Raw genomic sequence first — 26,951 nt, forward strand, 5'->3', positions numbered from 1 at the left:
AGAGTTCTCTTGCGGAAAGATACGCCATATTCGGATCTATTTCAAACGATTGGAATCAAGATCAAACGCAAAGCCGATGATCAAGTGAACGAGTTAGGGCTTAATGCTCAACAAGGTCGAATCATCGGATATATCTATGAACATCAGGATAACGGGTTGATTCAGAAAAACCTAGCTGAGACATTCAACCGGCGGGATGCAACGATTACGAGTATGCTGAAAGGCTTGGAGAAGAACGGGTATATTGAGCGGAAGATTCCTTCAGATAATGAGCGACAGAAGAACTTATACGTCTTGCCTAAGGGCGAGCAAGTCATTCAAGATGTAACCCAGATGTTTGCCAAAGTTGAGCACGAGATTGTGGCAAGTTTGACCGAGGAAGAACAGGCAACATTGATGCAGTTATTGACCAAGGTTAATCAGAACCTCTAAGAGGGCTGATGTACTGAGCAGGATTAACTGCTCATATTCAAATAGTTAGAATTCGAACAGTTTAGGTTCTATTGGTCAATGTGCCAACGTTGGTTGGTAACACTTGAGTATCTTTTTTGCTGTAAAACTTAGAAGTCTAATTGTTATAATTAAAAGAGAGGCGGAATTCCTTTGAAAGAAAAACATTCAAACTCCTATTATCTGAGCACAGCTCCTGTCCACAAGTCTATTATGCATCTGTCTATTCCTATGATGTTAGGCATGTCAGCGGGAACGCTGTACAACCTCATCAATGCCTTTTTCATTGGTCTAGTACATGATACAGGCATGTTCAGTGCGATTACCCTCGGCTTACCAATCTTCACTGTGTTGATGGCATTTGGCAATATGTTTGGAGTCGGTGGCGGCACCTTCATTACGCGTCTAACGGCTAAGGGTGAAGCGGAGAAGGCGAAGAAAGTTGCAGGTTACTCGCTTTACTTCAGCTTAGCTGCTGGTATATTCATTGCCCTTATCTCTTGGTTGTTCATCACCCCGATTGTTCATGGACTTGGCGCCAATCAGGCTGTATATGCATACACGAGTCAGTACGCCATTACGTTATTGGCAGGTGGAGCGATTGTCATTGTGAACTTTGCGCTGGAACAGTTGGTTCGGTCAGAAGGTGCATCGAAGGAATCGATGTATGGTATGTTCATTAGCATTGTTGCCAGCATTTTATTGGATGTACTATTTATTCTTATCTTCGATTGGCATGTATTTGGTGCTGCGCTGTCCATCGTACTAGCGAATGCTTGCTCAGCAGCCTATTATATCTGGTATTTATCATATCGCAGTGAGAATCTGAGAGGCTTCTTAAAGCACTGGAAGCTGAACCTGCAGGATCAGTTAGAGGTATATAAGATTGGCGTATCCGAACTGCTGCAAACGTCATTCCTGATCGTATCGACTCTGCTGTTGAACCACTATGCAATGACATTTGGTGATCATATTGTCGCTGGCTTCGGTATTGCGCTACGGATTGTGCAGTTGCCTGAGTTTCTAACGATGGGGGTTTTCATGGGGATTATTCCGCTCGTGGCGCATAATTTTGCAAGTGGAAATTTTGCTCGATTAAAAACTACGTATAAACAAGCTACGCTATATATTACGGGGATTGCGGTAATTTTTATTGGCATCGTCTATGTGTTCAAGGAACAAGTCATTCGCCTGTTCTCATCCGATGCATCGGTGCTTGAGGCTGGAACTGCTATCCTGATCGCGATGCTGATCTCTGCCTTGTTCACCGGTCTTACTGGACTGTTTACCGGTATTTTCAAAGCTGCAGGAGAGGGGATTCCAACGAATGTGATGGCAATCTGCCAAGGAACCTTGTTCATTCCAGTGATCATTATTTTCCATCAGTACTTTGGTCTTACAGGCGTGATCTGGTCTATGACCGTAACTGAAATCATCACAAGTGTGCTTGGGCTAATCCTGTTTGTATTCCACTACAGACGTATTAGTCAAAAAAACAATCAGCTTGTAGTGAATGCTTAAACTTAGCTTAGGCTGGATATTAGAGCAGGATGGAGGGAGAAATTCACTCTGATCCTGCTTTTTCTATTGTTCAATCCTCATTTGTATAGGGATTGCATGCTGTCAACATTTATTCTAAACCAACAAACATTTCACAGGGTAAATATGGAAGTCGTAACCATGACGTTATGTCACAAAGTGGATATAATAGGGCTTATTCACAAAGCTCTTATACTCGTATAGGGAAAGCTAGGTTATGGAGGTCGTCTGGAAAATTGAAAAACTCAACAATTGCAACATGGCTTTTTTTATTTAATGGCTTGTACTTATTAACACTATTAGCGTATCCCATTGTGCTGATGATGAGTGTATTTATGTTTGATGCTCCGACTTCATATGACTATGCATCGAACTATGCTGCCGTTTCTTTACTGATCTCTTATCCAATTGCTGTGCTAGGATCACTATCTTGTTGGGGATTCTACCATAAAGGGAAGTACAAGTGGGCTATCGCTATGGCTAACCTGTTGTTGGTATGGATTGCGTTGTTTATACTCGTGCTCATTGTGAACAGTATTTTACCTTTTTAGAAGTCCAGGCGAATGACTGGCCGATCATAAAATAAAATAGCCTATGAGAGATTCTTAATCGAGAACCTTTCATAGGCTATATTTATTTGGTAGAGGTTTTCTAACCTCTGTCCTAGTTCATAACCTTCCAATTATTCGCAGGCTGCACCGTCAACGGCTGATGTCTACGAATGTAATCCTCCACCAATGTCGCCATATCCGTGGCGCCTTCATGCAGCACCTTTTTACCTGGATACATGGCATAATCGCCTCCCCCAGCAGCACGGTAGCTATTCATCACCACAGAATATGTGCTATCCATGGCAATCGGTATGCCATTACGCTCTAGCTTCACCACTCGACTACCTACAGGCTGAGAGATATCAAGCTCGTATTCGATGCCTGCCCACATATCATAATTGTAATGCTGTGGTTTAGGTTCGATGTAGGCCGGGTTAACGATAACCTTTCCTGAGGAATCCAGTTCGAAGTAGCGTGCGCTTTGCTCCAACGCCTCTCGAATATCCTCACCATTCAGCTCTAATACGGTAAGCGTGTTAGGATAGATGAAATTCGATAACACATCCCGAACCGTGATCTGACTTTCGAATCCGCGAGCTTCTTCACTAAGCATGGCCGTATTCGAGAGCTGTGCTCCTGTTGCTTCCATCTGTACCTGATGCACAAAATCAATGAATGGATGAGCTTGAAGCCGGAGCGTTGTCGCATCGGAAATCGACAAGTCACCAGATACCTCACCAATCGGTTGATCTAACCAGGCTTGAGCCTGAGTCTCCAGTTCATCCGTAAGTCTCATGACCACGGCATCGGGTTCAAGCTCATGCTGTTCATCCAAGCGCAGAAGCTTAGCTTGTTTATCTGTAATTTGCCATGCTCCATCTGAATTTTGCTGTAACTGAACCGATACATGTCCTATGCCGCTTCCACTGAATCCAGGCTGAATGACGGTTACACCATGGATTTCGGTAGCGAGCTGGCGATGCTGATGTCCTGTAAGAAGTACATCAATCCCTTCAATATCTCGACAGATTGCATACCCTTGATTCTCTCCAGTTAACCGTTCAGCTGGTTCCCCGGTCTCTAGATCACTTTCGAATCCACCATGATAACTAACCACAAGAACATCTGGCTTCTCCACTTCGCGAATGTAATTAACCCATGCACGGATGGTCTCTAACGCATCAAGGAAATGCAATCCTTCAATATTTTTGGGATGCTCCCAGTTCGGGATATAGTGTGTAGTTGCACCTAATAAAGCAATTTTGGCACCCGCAGACAATGTCTTAATTAGATACGGAGGACCAAATGCAGGAATGCCAGCTTCCAATGGTGCGACGGGATGCGTCCCTTCTTCGGAGTCTGTTCCATAAGAATGAATCACAATGGAGTCGTCCCCATACGTCATGTAGCTTGGTTGATCTCCTTCAGTATCTTGCTCGCTTTCTAGTAATCTTTCATGATCTTCTTGCGGACGAGTCCGCACAATGTTAGCCGATAACCATGGGAAGGTGGAGCCTTGAACGGCTCCAGAGAGCAGCTCCTGCCCATAATTGAACTCGTGATTTCCCATGACTGCCGCATCATAGCCGAGTTCATTCAACACGGTAATGAACGGATGAATATCATGTTTGGATACGTTGGCAGCCGCGTAGGAGGCCAGGGGAGAGCCTTGCAGCAAGTCGCCATTATCCACCAGCAGCAGTTCAGGCGAGCGTTCACGTTCCTTCCGAATGAGTGTAGCTAGCATAGCAAGCCCGGCTGGGCGATAGGCATTGGTGTTGTAATAAATCGGACGGATGGCTCCGTGCAGATCACTGGTGAACAAAATATCGAAGGTTGTCGTCGGTTGAGTAGGCTTCATTTTTACAATCTCCTCTAATATATAAGTTTATATATATGGAATGACCCAAAAAAATGGAACGATAGAAAGAATGGAAGAAAGAGATGCATGCCTGATATTCGTGCCTTTTCCATGCTTTTCTTCTCCAATTCTCATCCATAATGAGCCTATTCTAACAGATGAAATCGTCCCTGACAGCATGACAAGAAACTTTACAAAACTCCAAATTTCGTTTCACATGGCGCAAATATTTGCCAATTATAGTAGATAAGTATTGAAAAATAGAAACTCTTTGGAGGGTGTTCGCTTGAAGAAGTCCGCTTTATTTTTACCATTGTTGATTTTGGTTCTGTTTCTGAGTGCTTGTGGGTCTAATGCTACGACAGGTTCGTCTAACGGGGCTGATACGAGTTCTAACGCATCTGGTGCATCTACTGATACGGCAGAAACAGAAAAAGAAGCCGAAGGTTATGTACCAACAGAACTAACGGTTCAATTCGTTCCTTCCCAGAATGCAGACACGCTTGAAGCCAAAGCAAAGCCGCTGGAAAAGCTGCTTGGTGACAAATTGGGTATTCCGGTAAAAGTCAGCGTATCCACAGACTACAACACAATTATTGAAGCAATGGCTTCCAACAAAGTAGACGTAGGTTTCCTGCCTCCAACAGCATATGTGCTGGCTAAAGAAAAAGGCGCAGCTCAAGTTATTTTGCAAGCTCAACGTTTTGGCGTAAATGATGAGACAGGTGCTCCAACAGAGGAATTGGCTGATTCTTATAAATCGATGTTTATCGTGAAGAAAGATTCACCGATCCAAACGATTGAAGATCTCAAAGGTAAGAAAATTGCTTACCAAAACGTAACGTCTTCCGCTGGTTATGTATGGCCGGCAGGTTTGTTGCTCGACAATGGCATTGACCCATTGAAAGATGTAACTCCTGTAACATTGAAAGGTCATGACCAAGGTGTTATTGCTGTACTGAACGGTGACGTTGATGCAGCAGCGATTTTCCAAGATGCTCGTAACACTGTAGCTAAAGATTACCCAACGGTATTTGAAGATACACGTGTACTGGCGTTCACTGAGCCAATTCCTAACGATACCATTGCTGTTCGTACAGATATGAATGCAGATTGGACTGCGAAGATCAAACAAGCTTTCATCGATATCGGTAAAGACACAGAGGGTCACCAAATCATTAAAGAGATCTACACACATGAAGGTTATGTAGAGTCTGATGATAGTAAGTTCGAGATCGTTCGTCAGTATGGCGAAAAAGTAAAAGGCGAGTAATTGTAGCTTAGAAGTGCTACAACTCTAGAAGTCGTTTTACAATCTTGTTGCTTCACGTATCTCTCTTGATGGGACTAGCTATATCGGTTCAGAGTGGTCAGGCCAGTTCAGCGTGCTCTACGCTGCGCTGGCTTGTGCCATTATAGCAAGGCTTCGATCGGTATGATCATTACAAATGAAAGAAGGATTATTGCGATGATTGAGCTTCATAACGTCACCAAAACGTATGCAAACGGCACAAAAGGCCTGGATAATATTAATCTGAAGTTTGAACAAGGCGAATTTATTGCGGTCGTTGGTCTGTCTGGGGCAGGTAAATCAACCCTCCTACGTTCCATTAATCGACTGCACGATATTAGTGAAGGTGAGATTAAGATCAACGGAAGTTCGATTACAAAGGCACAAGGCAAACGCCTACGTATGATCAGACGTGACATCGGCATGATCTTCCAGAGTTTTAACCTAGTTAAACGCTCCAGTGTACTCCGTAATGTGCTCTGTGGACGTGTCGGATATCATTCCACGATGCGTACCATCCTGGGTCGTTTTCCTAAAGAGGATGTTGAATTGGCGTTCACCGCATTGGAACGGGTTAACATCTCAGAGAAAGCTTACTCCCGTGCAGATCAGTTGTCTGGTGGACAACAGCAGCGTGTGGCGATTGCTCGTGTACTTGCCCAAGAAGCTAAAATCATTCTGGCCGATGAGCCGGTGGCATCACTAGATCCACTTACAACAAAGCAGGTTATGGATGATCTGAAACACATTAATCAGGAGCTAGGCATTACAACCATCGTCAATCTGCACTTTATCGACCTGGCAAGAGAGTATGCGACCCGGATCGTGGGATTGCGGGCAGGTAAAGTTGTATTCGACGGTCCGGTGGAAGAGGCAACGGATGAGCGATTTGCCGAGATTTACGGCAGACCGATTCTAGCTGATGAATTACTGGACAAGCAGGCTGTGCATGAGCAGGGAGAAGTTCTGGTATGAAGGGGCAGACCAATGTTTCACTTCAGAATTCAGGCAAGCCAGGCATAGGCAAGGAACCTGGTTCCAGCCCGAGTCAGGTCGTTAATCGTCCCAAACCACCTGGCCGAACGAAGCATCTGCTCACGCTAGTCATTATTTTGCTTCTTCTCTGGGCGAGCGCGAAGCAGACCGATGCTAGCTTCACGGAGCTGTTTGAAGGCTTGCCGAACATGTGGGATCTGCTAAAAGAAATGTTTCCACCCCGGTGGAGTTACTTTGATAATATCGTTCAAGGCATGCTGGAAACCATTCGTATGGCGTTGATTGGTACAACCATTGGTGCCATCATTGCCATTCCGGTGGCGATTATCTGTGCGGGTAACCTGATGCCTAGCCGCTGGATTTACTATCCGGCACGTTTTGTACTTAACCTGATTCGGACAGTACCCGATCTGTTGCTTGCTGCTTTGTTTGTTGCAGTGTTTGGTCTAGGGCCAATTCCGGGTATCCTGGCACTGGCTGTATTCTCTGTAGGTCTAATTGCCAAGCTCACCTATGAGACGCTGGAAACGATTGATCGAGGGCCGCTGGAAGCAATGACGGCTGTCGGTATGAACCGTATTCAGCTCATTGTGTATGGCGTTGTCCCACAACTTGCCGCTCAATTCACATCCTATGTGTTGTATGCCTTTGAGATTAATGTACGTGCTGCAGCCATTTTGGGATTGGTGGGAGCCGGAGGGATTGGACTTTATTATGAAGCTACACTGGGATTCCTGGAGTATGACAAAACCAGCGTAATCATTCTATTTACCCTTGCTATTGTCCTGATTATCGATTATGTAAGTACTAAGCTGCGGGAGAAATTGCTATGATGAAAAATGAAACAAGCCGCATCCGGCCGAAACCACGGAAGAACCCGCTTCGCTGGGTTATTGTTATCCTGCTGATTCTGGTGTATGCCTGGGCTCTTGCCGGTGTACCGTTTACCGGATTTAAGGAAACCGCTGGACAGATTATGAAGGCGATAATAGCTGGTATATTCTCACCAGATTGGGACTTTGTTTATCTGCCTGAAGGAGAAGATTTGCTGCGTGGATTGCTGGATACACTCGCCATCTCCGTACTGGGTACGGTGATCTCTGCTGTATTGTGTATTCCGTTTGCCTTCTGGTCTGCACGTAACATGAGTGGGCATCGCTCAATCTCAGGCGCAGGTAAAATGGTACTTAGCTTCATTCGTACGTTTCCTGAGATCATCATGGCATTGATGTTTATCAAGGCTGTAGGCCCTGGATCGTTCGCAGGGGTACTTGCCCTTGGTTTACACTCCATCGGTATGCTCGGCAAATTGTACGCGGATGAAGTTGAAAATATCGACTATGGCCCGTCGGAAGCGTTGCTCGCGTCTGGAGCCAACCGCATGCAGCAGTTGTGGTTTGCAATTCTGCCGCAAGTTATGCCTGGATTCTTGAACTATACCTTGTATCGCTTCGAGATCAATGTACGGTCTGCGACGATCCTGGGTGTCATTGGAGCCGGGGGGATTGGTACGCCGTTGATCTTTGCACTGAGTACCCGGAACTGGCCGCGTGTAGGTATTATCCTGCTAGGCATTATTGTGATGATTACGATCATTGACTTGATCTCGGGGTATATTCGGAAGAAGCTGGTGTAATGAGGAGAAGATTATTAAGTGCTAGTATGGATACAGCGCTTAGTGGTCTTCTTTTTTTGTTAGTATCTAGGAGTTTGTGTTCATTTTATTATGCAAATTGTGGTATGATTTCTTAATAAATACATGTTTGAAAAGGATGGTTCTGATTCACACCATTTTAGTAAGGGTTTCACTTGGAGGCCACGGAGCTTTCAATTACGAAGAGAATGTGAATATTCAAGGGAAGATGAGAGGGAATTAATGAGAATCGCAACCATTATAATCATACTTTTGCTGACATTCGTTCTAGGAGATACAGAGCAGAATCATCAGATCGATCCTGACGACTTTCTGCATCAATTCCAAACCTCGCTTGAAGAGCAGGGGCTGGAGGTTGAGGTCATGGAGCCTTCATCCAGTGTGGATATGCAAGGCTTAGTTCCTTATCAATTCAGCATTTCTCATGATGGGGAGGACAGTGATACGGTATTTGTTTTTTTCACGGATTCTATCGAACAAGCAAGGCAAGCGCTGGTGAAAGCAAACTTTACCATCTCGCTCATAACCAAGGTCGGTGACTATACCAAAGATAATGTCATTATTATTCAATTCGCACATGACGGTAACCTGGATAAGTATCGTTCTCAGATTTACACAGCGATATCTAGTGATGAAGAGTGAATAAAGAATAAAGAAGAAAGAAGGTGAAACACATGGAGACATTTACTATCGTCTGGATTGTGTTCGTAATAGCCATATTACTATATCGAATGATTTTTCAGAAGTTTAAGGAGCATAACAGAGAGAATATCGGACTTAGTGGAATCCTGATTATTTTCACGTGGAGTAACTATTCCTCAATACAGATGAACCAAATCGTATTCTTTGCTATTATTGCCATCGCTGCGTATTCTGCTGTAGTGAACGGCATGCTGTTAACCAGAAAGATCAATGAGCCGGAGCGCTTGTCATAAACAAATGAATTGACGAATTAACGAAATAATGAATACATGTAAAAAAAACCGAATCCAGGTAGCTCAACATGGGGATTGACCCCATCCAGGCTACTCTTGGTTTCGGTTTTTTGGTTTGTTTTATTAGCTTGCCAATGGCAGAGCTGCTTTGGTGACTTGAACCGTAATGGTCTCAGTGCTTGTTACACCTGCTGCGTTGATCAGTTCCGCACGGTAGGTGTACGTTCCGTTGGCACGGCCAGACAGATCGGTTACAGCACGCTGAGATGCTGGTGTTGCAGCCTTCAATTCCTGTGTATCGATAAGTACATCATTTTCATAAAGGCGGTATTCTGTAGCATTTGTACCCCACCAGAGATTCATCGTTACGCTGTAAATGCCATCGCCGTCCCAGTTATCTTGGGAAAGCGTAGCTTTACCTGGTGCCGCATTGGTTACTTGTACCGTCAGCTCGTCACTACGTGTAGTGCCTTTGCTATTGGTCAGCTCGGCTACATACGTATATGTGCCATTGGCTTTGTCAGTGATCGCTGTTTTGGTTGATTGCGCTTGTGGTGTAGCTTCAGTTAACTTTTGAGTGTCAACGAGTACGCCGTTCTCATACAATTTGTATTCCGAACCATTGTCGCCCCACCACAGATTCATCGTAACGTTATAAGAACCGCCGAACAGCCCTGTTGTATAGCCATTATCGGAAGAAAGCACCGGTTTACCCGGTGCTCCCACAGCTGGAGTGGAAGGCACTTCGCCTCCACCTTGTTCTTCGGCAGCAACAAAATCGTTCAAGCTTCTAGGCTTCAGTTGATATACATCTCTGAAAATAGCCGATACACCTGTGATATCAATCTTGTCACCCGCAGCATAAGGGAAGGAAGTTTCAGTTACACCTGTACGTGTATCCACGCGCACATGTGTAGTTGTTCCGTCAGCAGCCACTGCATCGAATTCAAATGATCCAGCAGGCGTAGCGCTAATGATATTTTGAACCGTTACATCTTTCAGCTGTACGAGTTGACCTTGGTTAGCGTCATTAATGGCAGTAACGAGAGCCGGAGCGGGAACAGAGGCAGTACCCGTCTTCTCAATAGCTACAACATCGGTAAGCTCGAACTCGCTGTTATAGATCGTTGTTGGTGCAGTAACTTTCACTTTGTCGCCAACTTGGAACCCACTAGTGTGTTGGAATACATAGATTCCAGCTGTCTCATCTTGAAGATAGAAGGCTTGTCCGCCAAATGCACCCGGCTGTGTTGTAACTACACCTTCAATGGTTACCGTTGAGCCCACTGCTTTGGTACGAGCTTCAGCAACCGTTATTGTTGCTGGGATTGGTCCTTCTTCCTCTGGAAGTGGAACGGCTGGTACATTACCTACAGTCACTGCATTTGTGATCAAGTTGCTGCCGTTCAAGCGTAGACGCAAGCTTGCATTGCCGTTTGTACCTGGTTTGATGCGAACGTTGAGGTCTTTGATTGCACGACCTTTGCTGTCAGAAGTTACGCTAAATGCAGAACTATAGCCGTACGATGTCGGCCATGTGCCGCTGTCATTTTGAATCATAGCTACTTGGGTTCCACCAGTCAGATAGATCCCTGCGCTATAGCCTGATACCGTTGTATTTGGAGGCATGTTCTCTACTACAACACGCACCTGGAAGTCTTCTGCATTAGGAAGTGTATCCTGTTTCACGAAGCTATAGGAAGCATTCGCACTGGATGCAGGTCCGCCGTAAGATCCAGCTTTGAACGTGGAACGATCATACCACTTGTACCCAGCAGCAGGTGCCGCCCAAGGTTCAGCTTGTGGCTCTGTAGAAGCCGCTGGTTCTTCGAATGGCAACAGGGCAGTAGCGTTATCCAGCTCCAGTCCAGCCACTTCTGTCAGACTAGTATAGTTTTCTTGCGTCGCGAGCCAGTTCACTGTGTTCACGAGCAATACAGCATCGTCAGCTTCTTTGAAGCCGTCATAGGTAGTTTTGCGTGTGCCTGTCTCTTCACGCAAGTATTTAGGCGATGCGTCTTCCACTGGGGAAGAGTCACCGATGAAGGCAGCTTTACCTGCACCCAGCTTGGATACAGCGACGTAAGGACCTTCTTCAATGCCACCACCGTTGTAGACACCTTGGTCAACAGCGTTGTTCCATTTAGCATTGGTTTTTGGCAGATACACGATACCCTTCGCAAGCGTTGGATCTGTGATTGCCAGCGTGGAACCCGCATGCATAGCTACGGATGATACACCTTCCGTGATGCCAAAGGCTTGGTCAGCCGGAACGATAATGTTTGCGTCAATATCGCCTAATGCGTTGTAGCGGAAACGGATACCGAAGTTTTCGGACAACCAGTCTGTGCTCGTTACATTCTGCATAGCCTCGGAGTTACGTTCCTCCGTGCTCATGCCTTTGGTTGGATCTTCGAACGCCCCACGGCGATAACCGTTAATGGCTTCTGAACCGTCCCAGCGGTTTTTGTTACGATCGGCATTGTAATGATCTCCGATGAAGAAGATGCTGCCGCCTTGCTCAACATATTGTTTCATTGCTGCTTGTTCCGAAGTTTTGAAAGGAATCTGAGGTTCTGCAATAACGAATACGTTATACTCTTTCAGATCCTCATAGGTAAATGGGGTTGTCTTGCGCAGTTCTCTTACATAATATCCATCATTCGCTAACGCATTTCCGAAGTCGGAGAAACCTCCATCAATCACCCAATCTGCAGCTCCAGCTGTCTGACCGTGTGAGTTGTCGAACAATACCTTTTTGCCAGCATTTTCGTTAACGACCTTCGCCTGAATGAATGGTGCCGGATCTGTCGGCCCTTCCGCATGTACCGAAGCATCTCCGTTCCATAATCCAATCTGAAGCGGCAAAGCCATGGACAATGCCAGGAGTGATTTTAACCAAACTCCCCGCAAACCTGTCAATTTACCCAACCAAATCCCTCCCAAATATTAGTTGATTCATAAGTTCGTCCATATTCTACCACACCAAAATCTAACATAGTCATATCAAATTGTAAAAATTAACTCGATATTTGTAAAATTGGGTATTATGACATATTCATATAGGTCTTAGGTGTGTATAATCACTTCTGCGTGTGATACAATATGTTCATTTTGCATAGTAAAAAAGCCATCTCTTAAGAGATGACTTTGGCTCGAATTCGATTGACCGCATGGAAGACAGAGGATTTAATCATGCCTTCACTGCGGTTGACCAGCTCTGCCGTTTCTTTAATGGAATATCCATGGATCAGGCGCAGCTCTAATATTTTACGATGCTCGGTATTGTTAATATGGGAGACAAGATCGTTTACACCTTCATTGATTTCAAGATTTGGTGTGTCTACATGGTGTGTGGGAACCTCTAGTCGGCTGTCACGTCGCAATGTGCGAGTACGTCTGCGGAAGCTATCCATCGCTAGATTACGAGCAATACGCTTGAGATAGTAGAGAAGTCGATCCTCAGGTATGGGATCCGTAACCTTCATGAGTCGAATGAAGCACTCCTGAGCCAGATCCTCGGCATCCTGCGGTTGTTTGACGATACGTGATAGATACCTTGTGATTTCTGATTTATAGTTGACGTAAGCGTCATTTATCTGTGTGTTGTTCATATGATGTGAATCCCCCTTGGATACAGATCAAGCTTGATTCCGGTCTGGTTCATCTTGCTTATGATGCAAGTATATCGGGCGGTTGTTTCCAAACCGTTCAGAGTTGTATCGGAGTTGTAACATTTCTTGCATTCCTCTGTTCAAGGAGCCAATTTGCGATACAAAATATAGGCAACAGAAGAAATTCATAGAGCAGGGAGATTACGAGAGGATCATGAGACAAAAAGAGATTTTGATTATTGAGGACGAAGAATCCATTCGAGATATTTTATCGTATTCATTACGCAAAGAAGGATTTGAGATAAAGGAAGCGGCTACGGGACGGGAAGGTCTGGATTTGCTTCGTCATTCGAAGCCGGATCTGATTCTGCTGGATCTGATGCTTCCGGATATGAGCGGGTTTGATGTGTGCAGACAGCTATCTGTGAATTCCAAAATTCCTGTAATCATGATTACCGCGAAGTCCGATATGTTAGATAAGGTGCTCGGCATGGAGCTTGGAGCAGATGATTATATTACCAAACCATTTGATATCCGTGAGGTTGTTGCACGCATTCGTGCTATCTTTCGCCGGATCGACCTAATTAGTGAAACACTGGAGAATCAGTCTTATGAGGTTGTACGGCTAGGTAGGCATATCGAGATCCGCAAGGATGAGCGCGAAGTGTGGAAGGACGGGGAACGTGCAGGCCTAACGAATAAAGAATACGATCTGCTATTATTTCTGGTGAACCATCACCGCAAGGTGCATACACGCTCCGAGTTGTTGGACAAGGTGTGGGGGTTTGAATTCGCTGGAGATACCCGAACGGTAGACATTCATGTACAACGAATCCGCAAGAAGCTCGATAGCGGAGCACAAGGGATATCGATGATTGAAACGGTATTTGGCGTAGGATACAAGTTGAATATTCAGGTGCAGACATGAAGTGGACGATTCAGTTCAAAATGGTCGTGTTATTTTCAGCAATTGTGTTCATCGGATTCTCTGCTCTCTTGATTCTCTCAAGCAAGGTAGCCGAGGAGAACATGTACCGAGAAGTGCATGATGATATCGTTCAGTCGAAAAAAAATCTGGATATTGCCCTGAATCAGTATTTCCTGATTCATAATAAACGAATGAGCAAAGATACGCTCGAAGCTGGAAGCCGCGAGCTTACAGAGCAGATCGGTTCAGCCGTTGGCGGGAAGATTACGGTCTACCGTCCTGATGCATCGTTATATAGCGCGGCTAACAGCGGCGTTAACGTTGCTAAACGGACTGACATTCCTGATGTTGAGCAGGCTATGCAGTCTAAGATTGCATATACGACCGAGGTGGAGCAAGGTCAAGTTACCGCAAGTTTATCTTTTCCCATTCAATCAGGTCAGCAAGTGATTGGCATTGTGCAATTGGAGAAAGATTATACCGATCTGTATAAGCGGAACCTCCGGTTCCAGAATACGATCAAGTTATTTGCAGCAGTTATTTTCGTATTTATATTTATCGCATCGATCTTTATTTCCCGGAAAATCACCCAACCGATCCGTGTACTGACGAAACGGTCTGCTGAAGTAGCGCAAGGAAGTCTCCATGCAGATATTCAGATTACAACGAAGGATGAGATTGGTGAACTGGCCTCAAGCTTTACGGTCATGATTGACCGGGTTCGAGAGCAGATCGATGTCATTGAGCGAGAACGGGACGAAGTGAAACAAGTGCAGGCACGAAGCAAAGTTTTTTTTGATAATGTAACGCATGAATTAAAAACGCCCCTAACGACGATTCTGGGATACGCCCAGATCTTACGGGATAATGGATTTACGGATCAAGCCTTTTTCGATAAAGGCATGAACTATATCATCAATGAAAGCCGCCGTCTCAATACAATGGTTGCCGATATTCTGGAGGTTTCTGTATCATCAGCAGTCATTCAAGCGTATCGGTTCGAGCGTATCGAAGTATCCGATATTATTCGCGAAGCTTGCGAGGACATGTCCATTAAGGCAGGCAAGTACAACATTGGTATCCACTATGAACTGGAGGAAGAACTTTATCTTCACGGGGATCGTGACAAGCTGAAGGAGGTATTTCTCAACGTTCTGGATAATTCGGTGAAGTACAGCGATGTGAATTCGATTATTGAGGTGCACTCCTCTCGTGTAGGCGACAGTATCGATATTGTCATTCGCGATCAAGGAGAGGGGATTGGTGCGGAAGCACTCCAGTATGTATTTGAACCCTTCTATCAGGATAAAGGCATTACTCGCACGGAGAAAGGAAGCGCCGGACTAGGATTATCGATTGTGAAAAACATCGTTGAGCGTCATGGGGGAACAGTAGAGATGAAAAGCATCATACATGAAGGCACACAAGTTCATATCCGTCTTCCGGGGGAAAGCAACGCATGAGGCCTTCAGGATTTTGGCGTAATCAGCGTGACAGATTGATGCTGTCCGGGCTGTTGATCGTATTTGCCTGTGGCATCTTCGGTATTGGCAGTCTGTTCAGTATTGGGAACCTTAAGCCCAGAACGGTAATTCTGCCGAGTGAGCAATTCAATAGCGCCTTGGCACCGCCTCCAAGCAGTACAATTCAGATTGAATCCGCTACGAAGATTCCGAATGAATTTGGGATTTATGATTTTGACGTGGTGGATCGTAATACGATGGTGGTTAATGGTCCGGAGAAGTCCTATACTGGCTTGAAATTGTCTCTCTTATCTCTGGATGATAATAAGGTGAAGGATATTGGCAGCAATACCGACTATGGCGTTTTCCTAAGTCCAGACCGGAAGAAGCTAGTCTATTCACAGTACCGTTCAGGTCAGGTTCAGCGCACTACATTTGGCTATGATCTGAGTACTGGGGAGCGTAGCAAGTTTGGACAGGATAACTCGTACTACAGAATGTTTGTGGGAAACAGCACCTATATTGGTCAGGATGAGCTTGCCTTTAGCCAGATGAATATGAGTACAGGTAAGGCTCGTGTGATATACACTCATCAGGAACTGATGTCCGTGCTCAAGGATGCGAGTGATGTGAAGAATGCAAGTGACACGTTTATCGTGATGGATGTGTTTGAAGTGAGTCCGGATTTGAAGCAAGCCTATATCCTCGTTATGCTCAAAGACAGCTTCGCCATCTATCGTATTTCTCTTGAAGATGATCATGAAGTAACCATGGTTATGAAAATGAAAGACATTCAGCAATTCAGGTTGTTGAAGAATGGGGATATGATTGTCCAAGGTGAGGACAACAACGTGCAGGGATTGTATCGGTATAGCGCGGAGCAAGGGCAATTGCACCTGTTGTTAAAGGGGACGTATTGGAACTTCGATCTGGATGCAGATGAATCTCGCCTAGCCTACGTCATTCCGATGGATAATCAGAACAATGAAGTGCACATCGCTTATCTGAATGACAATGAATTAAGCTCTGATACGGTAATCTACCGTAATATTGAGAACTTTATGAAGCTGAAGTGGAATGAAGATGAATTATTTGTTGTAGGTAGCTCGTTAGACAAAAGTGAGTTATATCGGTTTAGCTTCCGGGCTTGGTAGTGTTAAGGGGAATTTGTATGGCCTTGTTCTGCACAATGGTGGTTGTAGCCATTCTGCGGACAAGGTCTTTTTTGTGCCACATTTTACAACTTAGATACATCTATGGACGGTTAAGATACATCTCCACTCTATAATTTAGAGGAAGTTCAATAAGTCGCTGCTATATGAATTAAACGAAATATTTGCACGATAACGGAGAGGACAGAAATAACATGGAGAAGCGGAGCGTTCGCCTGAAAGCTTTCTACAAGAAAGCTACATCGGAAGCATAAGCTATCTCCGGATTTTCCCTTTGAAAAAGGGAATCAAAAAAATCTGGGGATAAGAGCGATCGGAAAGTTATTCTGTCATCGGAGTGGCAAGTGTAAATATTCTTTAGTTCAACTTATACGGTACTGAAAACCGAATTTTTGAACATTTAATTTATTTCTTAAGCTATACATAATCAGCAGCTTGAAAGGAAGACAAGAAGGAATGCTACGAGTTGAACATTTATCCCACTCGTTCCGCAACGCACAAGGAAGTGTGCCGGTGCTTCAAGATATTAATCTGACGATTGGGAAAGGCAAGATGGTTGCTCTGCTGGGCAGCTCAGGTTCAGGAAAGTCTACGCTACTTAATCTAATGGCTGGGCTGATGAAGCCCGATCAAGGGAAAATACTAATTGCTGATCAGGATATCGTTCGCTTCAGCGAGAATCGTCTGGCGGAGTTCCGTCGCAGCCATATCGGTTTTATTTTTCAATCATATGAGCTGTTGTCCAATCTTACGATTCGGGAAAATGTAGAGCTGCCGCTGGTGTTTATGGGCGTGAGTCCCTCTAAGCGTAAGGTCAAAGCGCTACAGTTGCTGGAGCAGGTGGGGTTAGGTGAGAAGGTTAATCTGTTCCCCTCCCAATTATCTGGTGGTCAACAACAACGGGTCAGTATTGCACGTTCACTCATCACCGAGCCATCGGTTATTTTCGCGGATGAACCTACAGGAAATCTGGATACGGAGACCGAGGAAGAGATTATTGCGATTTTGCAGAAGCTTAATCGGGAGATGAATACAACTTTTGTCATTGTGACGCATGAAGCAGAGGTCGCTGAGCAGATGCAGGTTGTACTTACCCTACATAAGGGTGTGCTGGTTGAAGAGACTGCACTAGAAGCTTGAGGTAGAGGAGAGAAATTGTGAGATTACTGGATGTATTACGTATGGCCTGGGGACAGATCATTCGTAGGAAAATGGTAACGCTGCTCTGCATGATCGGACTGTCCATTGGATCGGCGGCAATGATTATCGCCCTTAGTGTAGGACAATCCGTACAGACCTTTAGCGAGCAAACGTTAAATGCCAATTATAAGATGGATGAGATTACGATTTCGCCTAATGAAGGGATTCGTACCGGCAGCGGTAGTGGAGGGCAGAAGTCCAATTTTGAACGGGGAGCTCTGACCTTAGAGAAGATTGAGATTATTCAAAGACTTCCGCATGTGGTTGCTGTCGCACCGATGTTGAAGCTGGACACATTAGAAATGGTTCTGCCAGACGGACGCAGCACTTATGTTGAAGTCATTGGAACGGAGCTTGAAGCACTGCGAGGATTCGGATACACCTACTCGCAAGGACGCGGCGCAGAGGATGGACGAATCGCGGTGACGAGTTATGGGGCTGCGTTTGGATTGGTGGATCCCAAGGTAACTCAGAAGTTAATCGAACAATTGAATGCCGATCCGTATAATAACGATCTCTTGCAGCAGTTCACGGAGATGTCAGCGAAGCAAGATCAATTAGTACAGCAGCGGGTTCAGTTTCGCTATGAAGATTATACAAATCCAGGCAAAACCAAACTGAGCGGCTCTGTGACCGTGTCTGGAGAATTGACGAAGCCTTCTAATATGGATGATTTTACTGCCCAAAATGATAAAAAAGTATATTTGCCGCTGGATACCGTTCGTGCGTTACAGGATGAGCTAGGCATACAACAGGCAGATCGTTCGGCTGCAAAGCGTCTTAACTCAGCTCTAGTCAAGGTGGAGAATAAGCGCTATGTCTCTCAGGTTGAGGAACAGATCAAAAAACTGACATTAAATACACAGAGTAATCTGTTTCAAGAGGAAGCCATGTCGAGTCAGCTAGCGATGTATCAAAAGGCAGCTATGGGCATTGGTGGATTCATTATGCTGTTGGCTTCCCTATCCATTATTGTAGCTATGATCATGTCTACGCATCAACGGCGCAAACAGATCGGTGTCATGAAGGTGCTCGGTGCAAATCTATGGCAGATTCGCAACATGTTTATCACTGAAGCGGCGATGCTTGGCCTGATGGGCGGCGTGGCTGGTGTAGGCATTGCCTATGCTGCGCTGGGTGGGGTGAATAGTTTGCTGGCAAGCCAGATGGCAGATCAACAGAACGGGCCAATGACGGTCATTATTGAGCAGTCTGCTCTGCCGCTCGGCATTGTTTTTGCTGTGCTGGTTGGGGTTGTTTCCGGTATCTATCCGGCCATTAGCGCATCCCGAACGAACGCACTGAGCGTAATCAAGTCGATGTAATACAGAGCTTGCATAAGGAGAGAGAAACTCCCCAAACTTTATCAGCGAAAGGGAATATGGGCACATGAAGAAATGGATTAAAATCATCATCACAATCGTACTATTAGCAGGCGTTGGCTACTGGTTATATGAGAAGTACAAGCCTAAGCCGGAGTTACCAGTAGAGATTCCGCCGCCAATTACATTTGATGTGACACAGGAAACAATGACGCAAACCATTCAGGTAAAAGGAAAATCCGTATACACCGACCAGACGGATGTATTCTCTCCATACGCTTCGAGCATCAAGCAATGGCATGTGAAAAGTGGAGATCAGGTAAAGAAGGGAGATATTCTGTTCACATTAGATACGACAGCGCAACAAACAGAAGTTCAGCAACTGGAAAGCGATCTGGAAAAAGCTCGGTTAGATTATGAACTCAATCAGGTTAGCGTTGAGCAAGCAGGGATGACGGAAGCGCTTGGTGTAACCGAGGAAGAACGCAAGAAGGCTTTTGTTGAACGGGAGGGCAAACGACTGACCAACGAGTTGAATCAGAAAGCATTAGTTCTCAAGGAGCAGGAGATACAGAAAAAGAAAGATGTGATGAGCAAAGCCGTTGTCTACGCTTCCGCGTCTGGTATATTCCAGATGAATGACGAGGACAGCAAAACACGTGCAGTGACAGAGGGACAAGTGATCGGGTCCATTACGAACACCAGCAAACTGAAGTTTATGACGATTGTTGGAGAAGAAGAGATGTTCAGGCTCAAGGTCGGGATGCCCGTTCAGGTACGAATGACCGCACAGAAAGATCTCAAATTCACAGGTAAGGTGAGTAAGGTGTCCAAATTTGCACGAAAGAGCACGGATACGGATCTCAAACAAGCTTCCCAATTCGATGTGGTCATTGATCTGAAGCCAGACGCAAAAATGTTTGGTGGGGTAAGTCTTGAGGGAGATATTGAGACAACGCGCAAAGACAAAGCCACAGTTGTATCCAGTATAGCCATCATGCGTGATCAGACGGAGCCTTATGTGTTACTCGACAAAGGAAATGGACAGACCGAGCCACTGACGATTAAAGCCGGGATGGAGTCAGGTGATAAAACAGAGGTGCTTAGCGGTCTGAAACCGGGAGATGTTGTAGTCATCCCTTAGAAAAATTTGCTTCCTATTAGACAGAGAAGTGTTCCAATGAGAGGTTCATTGTGGCAAAATAGGCCATGATGAGCCTTTTATTGGCTCTGGGAAAGGGATTCTCGAATTCCTGCCAAATTATTGGAAAAAAAATATAAATAATTTTAGTTAATTCAATTTACAGTAATATTTACATGTCGTATAATCGAGCTATGAGGAGGTGAACACGCGATGGGAGGTTTGCAGGCGAAGAGCCTTTTTTTAAAACCTCTAGAAGTAAGCGCTTACTAAAATGAAGTAGGCACGTTCGTTCGTCTGTTCGTCACACCATTTCATCTTCGTTTCTGTTACACACATTCAATCAACATCACCCACATGATTACCGCATGGTTCGACCCCACACATCCTTAGTTACCCACAATTCCAGTCATTCCGACCTACGACAAGCTCCGGTGTTTAAGTGTATGGTTCTGTTGTCAGTATGTTCTTCGTTCCTTGGCTATTGTCTTGGTTATAGTTCAACATGAATGAATCCCGCATGGAGGTGTTATTTCCGCTCATCCGAACGTTCTCTACGTGCTATGCATCATGCTAACACAGAGGATCAGAAAATGAGTATAAACCAAATCTAACTAAAGGAAAGGTGGAACTATGAAGACTAAATTGAAAGCTAAATCGAGAGGTAAGAACGCGCTGCGCAAAGGTGTAAAACAAATGCTGGCAGCTACGCTGCTTGCGGCGGGTATATTCCCTGGGATGTCTTCGGGTATAGCTCAGGCGGCAGAGGCGCGTGTGGACAACCCGTTTGTTGGAGCGACGGCTTATCTGAATCAGGATTATTCCGCTCTTGTGGATACATCTATTGCGCTCACCAATGATGCAACGCTAAAAGCGAAGATGGAAACCGTCAAATCATATCCAACCGCTGTCTGGATCGACCGCATTGCTGCCATCTATGGTGGTACGGATAATGCGGGGCGCAAAAGCATCGAGCAGCATCTGGATGCAGTCCTTGCGCAGAAGCAACCTGGCGTACCTATAACGGCGTCTTTTGTTATCTATAACCTGCCAGGCCGGGATTGTCATGCCCTTGCATCTAACGGAGAACTTCCCCTAACACAGGCTGCACTACAGACATATAAGACGGATTACATTGATGTCATTGCAGACATCTTCGCAGATCCGAAATATCAGGATATTCGTATTGTTGCGATCATTGAACCGGATAGCCTGCCGAACCTAGTAACGAACCTGAGTACACCAGCCTGTGCTCAAGCGAGCTCAACCGGTATCTATGAAGATGGCATCAAATATGCGCTGGACAAGCTGCATGCCGTTCCAAACGTATACAATTATCTGGATATCGGGCACTCTGGCTGGCTTGGATGGGATACCAATCGTGCACCTGCCATTGCACTGTACACTAGTGTAGTGCAGGATACGGCAGCAGGTCTGCAAAGTGCCGATGGTTTTATTACGAATACAGCCAATACAACACCTCTGAATGAGCCAAATCTGCCTAATCCGGATCTGAACATTGGTGGACAACCGATTCGCTCCTCCAGTTTCTATGAATGGAACCCGTACTTTGATGAGACGGACTTCACTGCAGCGCTCTATTCTGGATTCGTTCAAGCAGGATGGCCGACCAGTACAGGCTTCCTCATTGATACCAGCCGTAACGGATGGGGCGGGGTGAACCGTCCAACATCGGCTACAGGCAGCAATATCAACGACTACGTGAATTCTGGACGGATCGATCGTCGTGATCACCGAGGCAACTGGTGTAATAACAGTGGCGCAGGTATAGGGGAAGCACCTAAAGCTGCTCCAGGTCCGGCGCATCTGGATGCGTATGTATGGGTGAAACCTCCAGGTGAATCGGATGGCTCCAGCTCCGAAATTCCGAATAATGAAGGCAAAGGCTTCGACCGGATGTGTGATCCTACCTTCATCACGCGGGATGGCGTATTAACAGGTGCATTACCTAATGCTCCAGTCTCGGGTCACTGGTTCCATGATCAATTCGTAACCTTGGTGAAAAATTCATTCCCTGTTCTGCCTGCAAGTAATGGTGGAGGCAACCCTCCGGGAGGTGGCGACACAGCTCCGGCAGCCCCATCCGCATTGACTGCTTCTGCGGGTAATGCTCAGGTGTCATTGACTTGGACTGCTTCTGCAGGTGCAACGAGTTATAGTGTGAAGCGTGCGCTAAGTCCTTCCGGACCGTTCACTACCATTGCAGCAAATGTAAGTGGAACGTCATTCAACAATACCGGTTTGATCAACGGCACAACGTATTATTATGTTGTCACCGCCAAGAATGCAGTAGGTGAAAGTGTTAATTCTACGACAGCCACAGCTACTCCGATAGCGGGTGTGACAACGCCAGCAGCACCGACAGCATTAACTGCAATGGCAGGCAACGCACAGGTTAACCTGACATGGACGGCCTCGGCAGGAGCGACAAGCTACAATGTGAAACGCGCAACAAGTGTAGCAGGTCCATTCACTACCATTGCGGCCAATGTGAGCGGAACCTCGTTCACCAACACAGGGCTGACGAATGGCACAACGTATCATTATGTAGTAACGGCTGTGAATACAGCAGGTGAAAGTGTTAACTCTGCTGCTGCTTCTGCTACACCTCAGAGTGTAGTTGTGCCAACGAGTGACCTCGTATTGCAGTATCGTGCAGGGGATACTAACGCAACAGATAGCCAGATCAAGCCATATTTTAATATCAAAAACGTGGGTACAACCGCTGTGAACTTGAGTGATCTGAAGATCCGTTATTACTTCTCAAAAGAGGGCACAGCCGCGATGGATTCCGCGATTGACTGGGCACAGGTCGGTGCGTCCAACATTCAACGCACCTTCACGGATTCCTACGTGGAGCTCAGCTTCACATCAGGAGCTGGAAGCATCCAGCCTGGCGGACAATCCGGAGAGATTCAGCTTCGGATGTATAAGACGGATTGGTCGAGCTTTGACGAGTCTAACGATTATTCCTATGATCCAACCAAAACATCGTATCAGGATTGGAGCAAGGTAACGCTCTATCAAGGTGGAAACCTGGTATGGGGAATCGAGCCATAAAAGGTTTTTCAAAAAAGAAACAAATCTTTTTGAACACGAATTGTAAGCGATAATTGAATCACAGTAACCGCAATTCTCCGAGTGGTGGAGGATTGCGGTTTTTACTATGTCATACTGGAACGGTTCATTCATATGTCGAGCTGATTGGTAACAAACACTGAATATTAATCATTTTCAACGGATAATTACCTATGGTGGAAACGGGAGGATGTCTATAATAGTACCCGATGGCAGGATCTTACTGCTCCTGACTGCTGAGATCGAAGGGGGACAGTGCTGAATTAAGTCAGATAAGGGCTAGGTTGATCCGATTTATTGTAAGCGCAATCATTTCTTTGGCGTCACTATTCTGTCTTAAGGAGAGTGAAGGTGGATGAACTCAGAAACAACAACGCAGGTGCAACAGAGATCGGCTTCTCGGCAGTATGGTAACCGTAAAAGAACGGGAATGCCACTTGCGGCAAAAGTGCTCTCTTCTGCACTTAGTGTAGCGTTACTCTTTGCTGGAACAGCTGGAATTGGTGGAGCAACCGCCGCAGCTAACGGAGAGGTAGGGCTGCAATCCAGTAAGGGAGGCGGGCATGTGAAAGACATTCAATTGGAATATCTGGATCGCGGACTTGTGGCGGCGTCGACTTCAGAAGGTGTCTTTCTCAGTTGGCGTTTGCTTGGAGATGAAGCTACTGGTTACAGTGACCAAGGACTGACCGGTACTAATTTCAACGTCTATCGGGATGGGAAGAAAATCGCTACAGTTACGGACAGCACCAATTATGTAGATAAATCAGGCAAAGCTTCCTCTCGTTATGAAGTTGCTGCAGTGAATGCGAAAGGCAAAGAAAGCAAACGCAGTTCATCGGTCAAACCTTGGGCGAATGGTTATGTTGATCTACCTTTGCAAAAACCAGCTGATGGCGTTACTCCTGCTGGAGAAAAATACACGTACTCGGCGAATGATATGAGCGTTGGCGATGTAGACGGGGACGGGCAGTATGAGTTTTTTGTGAAATGGGACCCTTCCAACTCCAAGGATGTATCCCAAAAAGGCTATACAGGTAATACTTACGTAGATTGTTACACGCTCGATGGACAGTTGTTATATCGAATCGACCTCGGGGTTAACATCCGTTCAGGTGCCCATTATACACAAATGCTGGTTTATGATTTTGATGGGGATGGCAAGGCTGAATTGATGTTCAAGACGGCACCAGGTACCAAAATCGTGAAGTATAACAAAAAAGGAAAAGTAACGTCCGAGAAATATATTACGTTACCCAAAGAGGATCGCAAAGCAGGATATTCTCATGAGGATGACTACCGCATGAGTGCAACGGACTACTACAATCATGTTGTAGATATGTTCAAGAACTGGCACAAGCACGAAGAAGTGGTCAAAGGCAACTGGCCTGCTACGCTGGAAGAAGCATTTGGTATAGAGAAAAAGTATAACTATCCGCTCTCTGAAGCCGATGCGAAGAGTCTGGCTGACTACTTCATTGATGTATATGCGCCAAGCCGTAGTGACCGCAATGAGCTGCGCAAATTTGAAGGATTCGTAGTGGATGGACCCGAGTATGTAACGGTGTTCGAAGGGAAATCGGGCAAGGAGCTGGAAACGATCCCTTATGAACCGGAACGTCACGATGATGGTCTGATGTGGGGAGATTATGCGATGAACCGCATCGAACCGGCAAACCGTGTAGACCGCTTCCTGGCAGGTGTGGCGTATCTGGATGGGAAGAAGCCATCCGCGATCTTCGCGCGTGGGTATTATACCCGCACCACAATGGTTGCTTATAACTGGGATGGCAAGAAGCTCAAACGTGAGTGGAAGGTAGATAGCGGCTGGACGCCAATGAAAAATCCATTCAATGATGGACCTCATGGCGTAGATGGTACAGATCCAACGTATGGTGAAATAACAACACAAGGTGCACACTATTTCAGTGTGGCTGATGTGGATGGAGACGGCAAACAAGAGATTGTATACGGCTCTGTTACGATAGATCATGACGGTAGCGTGCTGTATAACTCGAAGGATGTCATGCCTGCTGAAAGTGCAGCGCCAGGAACGATAGCGCGATTGGGACACGGCGATGCTCTACATGTAGCAGATATTGACCCGGATCGTCCAGGGCTTGAGATCTTCATGGTGCATGAAGGTGGGCCATGGGCTCCGTATGGATACTCTCTGCGTGATGCGAAGACTGGTGAAGTGATCTACGGTGGCTACACTGGTAAAGACACAGGACGCGGAATGATTGGAGATGTTGATCCAACTCGCCGTGGACTGGAGACGTGGGCAGTAGGATTGTGGACAGCCCAAGGTGAGAAAATAAGTGATACAGCACCAGGTACGAATATGAACATTCGCTGGGCTGGAGATATGACGACACAGATCGTGGATGGCGCTATTGATGTCACACCTACCATCAAGGATTGGAACCGGGGTACGTTGCTAACCGCAACAGGGACGCTGACCAATAACTACACCAAAGGTACACCTGGTCTCGTAGCAGATATTTTCGGGGATTGGCGAGAAGAGATGCTGGTGAGAACAGCGGACAGCTCTGCAATCCGCATCTACTTGAGCACCGAGGAGACGGATCGGAAGCTGTACACGCTCATGCATGATCCGATGTATCGTGTAGGTATTGCTGGACAGAACAGCGGGTACAACCAGCCTTCCTATCCATCCTTCTATATGGCTTCGGATATAGACTGGTCAAAAGTACCACTGCCTAAATTCCATACGGGTAAGGGCGGTAAGTAAGCTGAACCACAAGTGAATCCGGATTGATGGTAGTAGCATTGGAGAAGGCTCTGACAGAGTCCTGTGGTTAAACACATGGGACAGTCAGAGCTTTTTCTTTCTTATGATCAGGTTAAGGTTAATATGATTAGGTGAGTCAGTCATTACAAGTTTTTGTTTTACACGGAGGAAGTGACTTGATGCTAGGATGAATGACAAGATTGCTGTTCAATTCTTCTGCTCTTGCCCACGAACATCAGAATGTAAATGCTGCACAGAGGCGAGATCCTTAAGTACAACCTGTCCCTGCTCATATGCGAGTGTAGTGATGGAGCATTCGGGGATGAGTGTATGTTGTACAGCAACGAAATCAGGAACCCATGCGTGAAGCTCTTGCGTGGGCAGGGTGTGAACGAGGAAATCCGTAATTAACCCGCCATGGGTGACAAGGATATAATGGTCAGTCGTAGTCTGCTCAGATCCAGACAGCGCTAACTCAGATAGAAAATGGGATAAACGTTCCCCAGCCTGTCTGGCTGAGTCGCCAACTGGTGGGATATAGTCAGGTTCACGCGTACAACGATTCCACATCTCGACGAATTGTTCGAAGGTCTGGTCAGGGGCATCTCCCCAATTAGCACGCTCACGGAGTCGTTGATCCTTCTCTACAGGAATTGCATTAATAAGACTGATGTGACTAGCCGTATCTATTGCTCTTCGAAGAGGGCTGGAGAAGATACGGGCATTCGGCAATTTTTTGAAATATTCCGCGGTCTGTTCAGCTTGAACCGTTCCTTTCTCCGTTAGTCCGACATCTCCTATATGCTGTTCCTTGATTCCATGTCTAACAAGATAAATCATCATGCTCATGATCATAGACCTCCTGGATAATTTAAATATGGAGTTACTTTTTCTCATTGAAGAGTAGTTTTTGCACCTATCTAATTAGATTATCATCTAATTAAACAATATTATATCAGTTTTTTAATTAAGCTACATAG

21 protein-coding genes are annotated in these 26,951 nt (G+C 45.7%); 17 read left to right on the plus strand and 4 right to left on the minus strand.

Annotation, left to right across the window (positions count from 1 at the left end; genetic code table 11):
- The first annotated feature begins 9 nt into the window (after positions 1–9).
- From DMB88_RS05345 to DMB88_RS05355, 3 genes are all read left to right on the plus strand, one after another.
- Positions 10–432 (plus strand): MarR family winged helix-turn-helix transcriptional regulator, encoded by a 423-nt coding sequence (locus DMB88_RS05345; RefSeq protein WP_251383589.1) that lies wholly within the window; start codon positions 10–12, stop codon positions 430–432.
- 231 nt (positions 433–663) lie between these two features.
- Positions 664–1,971, plus strand: a complete 1,308-nt coding sequence (locus tag DMB88_RS05350; RefSeq protein ID WP_174715330.1) for an MATE family efflux transporter — start codon at positions 664–666, stop codon at positions 1,969–1,971.
- Positions 1,972–2,225: 254 nt separating this feature from the next.
- Complete coding sequence (locus tag DMB88_RS05355; RefSeq protein ID WP_128100515.1) at positions 2,226–2,540, plus strand: hypothetical protein; 315 nt, start codon at positions 2,226–2,228, stop codon at positions 2,538–2,540.
- Positions 2,541–2,652: 112 nt separating this feature from the next.
- Here DMB88_RS05355 and DMB88_RS05360 read toward each other — a convergent pair whose 3' ends face one another.
- Positions 2,653–4,401, minus strand: a complete 1,749-nt coding sequence (locus DMB88_RS05360) for a bifunctional metallophosphatase/5'-nucleotidase (RefSeq protein ID WP_128100516.1) — start codon at positions 4,399–4,401, stop codon at positions 2,653–2,655.
- A gap of 286 nt (positions 4,402–4,687) precedes the next feature.
- On the opposite strand from DMB88_RS05360, the gene DMB88_RS05365 reads away from it, so the two are divergent.
- The 6 genes from DMB88_RS05365 to DMB88_RS05390 all read left to right on the plus strand — a co-directional run bounded on the left by DMB88_RS05365 (position 4,688) and on the right by DMB88_RS05390 (position 9,277).
- A complete protein-coding gene (locus DMB88_RS05365) occupies positions 4,688–5,674 on the plus strand; it encodes a phosphate/phosphite/phosphonate ABC transporter substrate-binding protein (RefSeq protein WP_128100517.1) in 987 nt (328 codons plus the stop codon).
- Between the two features lie 195 nt (positions 5,675–5,869).
- Entirely contained in the window at positions 5,870–6,667 is a 798-nt protein-coding gene (gene phnC, locus DMB88_RS05370; RefSeq protein WP_128100518.1) for a phosphonate ABC transporter ATP-binding protein, read from the plus strand.
- On the plus strand, positions 6,664–7,521 hold the full coding sequence (gene phnE, locus DMB88_RS05375; RefSeq protein WP_128100519.1) for a phosphonate ABC transporter, permease protein PhnE: 858 nt from the start codon (positions 6,664–6,666) through the stop codon (positions 7,519–7,521). Before phnC ends, phnE (DMB88_RS05375) begins: the two co-directional genes overlap by 4 nt.
- The gene (gene phnE / locus DMB88_RS05380; protein ID WP_128100520.1) at positions 7,518–8,324 is read left to right on the plus strand and encodes a phosphonate ABC transporter, permease protein PhnE; all 807 of its coding nucleotides are present in this window, start codon (positions 7,518–7,520) and stop codon (positions 8,322–8,324) included. The genes phnE (DMB88_RS05375) and phnE (DMB88_RS05380) overlap by 4 nt, the downstream gene beginning before the upstream one ends.
- A 240-nt stretch (positions 8,325–8,564) precedes the next feature.
- Entirely contained in the window at positions 8,565–8,984 is a 420-nt protein-coding gene (locus DMB88_RS05385; protein ID WP_128100521.1) for a hypothetical protein, read from the plus strand.
- 32 nt (positions 8,985–9,016) lie between these two features.
- Positions 9,017–9,277 (plus strand): hypothetical protein, encoded by a 261-nt coding sequence (locus DMB88_RS05390; RefSeq protein WP_128100522.1) that lies wholly within the window; start codon positions 9,017–9,019, stop codon positions 9,275–9,277.
- Positions 9,278–9,400: 123 nt separating this feature from the next.
- Here DMB88_RS05390 and DMB88_RS05395 read toward each other — a convergent pair whose 3' ends face one another.
- Both DMB88_RS05395 and DMB88_RS05400 read right to left on the minus strand, forming a co-directional pair.
- The gene (locus DMB88_RS05395; protein WP_254438615.1) at positions 9,401–12,151 is read right to left on the minus strand and encodes a chitinase N-terminal domain-containing protein; all 2,751 of its coding nucleotides are present in this window, start codon (positions 12,149–12,151) and stop codon (positions 9,401–9,403) included.
- Between the two features lie 263 nt (positions 12,152–12,414).
- A complete protein-coding gene (locus DMB88_RS05400) occupies positions 12,415–12,891 on the minus strand; it encodes an RNA polymerase sigma factor (RefSeq protein ID WP_128100524.1) in 477 nt (158 codons plus the stop codon).
- Positions 12,892–13,105: 214 nt separating this feature from the next.
- Between DMB88_RS05400 and DMB88_RS05405 the strand changes: the two genes are divergently transcribed.
- The 8 genes from DMB88_RS05405 to DMB88_RS05440 all read left to right on the plus strand — a co-directional run bounded on the left by DMB88_RS05405 (position 13,106) and on the right by DMB88_RS05440 (position 25,971).
- Positions 13,106–13,819 carry a response regulator transcription factor gene (locus tag DMB88_RS05405; RefSeq protein WP_128100525.1) on the plus strand — a complete coding sequence of 238 codons (714 nt, stop codon included), beginning with the start codon at positions 13,106–13,108 and terminating at the stop codon, positions 13,817–13,819.
- Positions 13,816–15,282, plus strand: coding sequence for a sensor histidine kinase (locus DMB88_RS05410; RefSeq protein WP_128100526.1), 1,467 nt, complete (start codon positions 13,816–13,818; stop codon positions 15,280–15,282). Before DMB88_RS05405 ends, DMB88_RS05410 begins: the two co-directional genes overlap by 4 nt.
- Positions 15,279–16,436, plus strand: coding sequence for a hypothetical protein (locus DMB88_RS05415; protein WP_128100527.1), 1,158 nt, complete (start codon positions 15,279–15,281; stop codon positions 16,434–16,436). The genes DMB88_RS05410 and DMB88_RS05415 overlap by 4 nt, the downstream gene beginning before the upstream one ends.
- Before the next feature lie 474 nt (positions 16,437–16,910).
- Positions 16,911–17,594 (plus strand): ABC transporter ATP-binding protein, encoded by a 684-nt coding sequence (locus DMB88_RS05420; protein ID WP_128100528.1) that lies wholly within the window; start codon positions 16,911–16,913, stop codon positions 17,592–17,594.
- Between the two features lie 17 nt (positions 17,595–17,611).
- Positions 17,612–18,979 (plus strand): ABC transporter permease, encoded by a 1,368-nt coding sequence (locus DMB88_RS05425; protein ID WP_128100529.1) that lies wholly within the window; start codon positions 17,612–17,614, stop codon positions 18,977–18,979.
- Between the two features lie 64 nt (positions 18,980–19,043).
- Positions 19,044–20,120, plus strand: coding sequence for an efflux RND transporter periplasmic adaptor subunit (locus tag DMB88_RS05430; RefSeq protein ID WP_128100530.1), 1,077 nt, complete (start codon positions 19,044–19,046; stop codon positions 20,118–20,120).
- Positions 20,121–20,750: 630 nt separating this feature from the next.
- On the plus strand, positions 20,751–23,198 hold the full coding sequence (locus DMB88_RS05435; RefSeq protein ID WP_128100531.1) for a glycoside hydrolase family 6 protein: 2,448 nt from the start codon (positions 20,751–20,753) through the stop codon (positions 23,196–23,198).
- Between the two features lie 448 nt (positions 23,199–23,646).
- Positions 23,647–25,971 carry a rhamnogalacturonan lyase gene (locus DMB88_RS05440; RefSeq protein ID WP_128104324.1) on the plus strand — a complete coding sequence of 775 codons (2,325 nt, stop codon included), beginning with the start codon at positions 23,647–23,649 and terminating at the stop codon, positions 25,969–25,971.
- Positions 25,972–26,178: 207 nt separating this feature from the next.
- On the opposite strand, the gene DMB88_RS05445 is transcribed toward DMB88_RS05440, so the two are convergent.
- Positions 26,179–26,820 (minus strand): histidine phosphatase family protein, encoded by a 642-nt coding sequence (locus tag DMB88_RS05445; RefSeq protein WP_128100532.1) that lies wholly within the window; start codon positions 26,818–26,820, stop codon positions 26,179–26,181.
- Positions 26,821–26,951: the final 131 nt, after the last annotated feature.

This window comes from Paenibacillus sp. DCT19, from assembly GCF_003268635.1.
Classification (GTDB): domain Bacteria; phylum Bacillota; class Bacilli; order Paenibacillales; family Paenibacillaceae; genus Paenibacillus.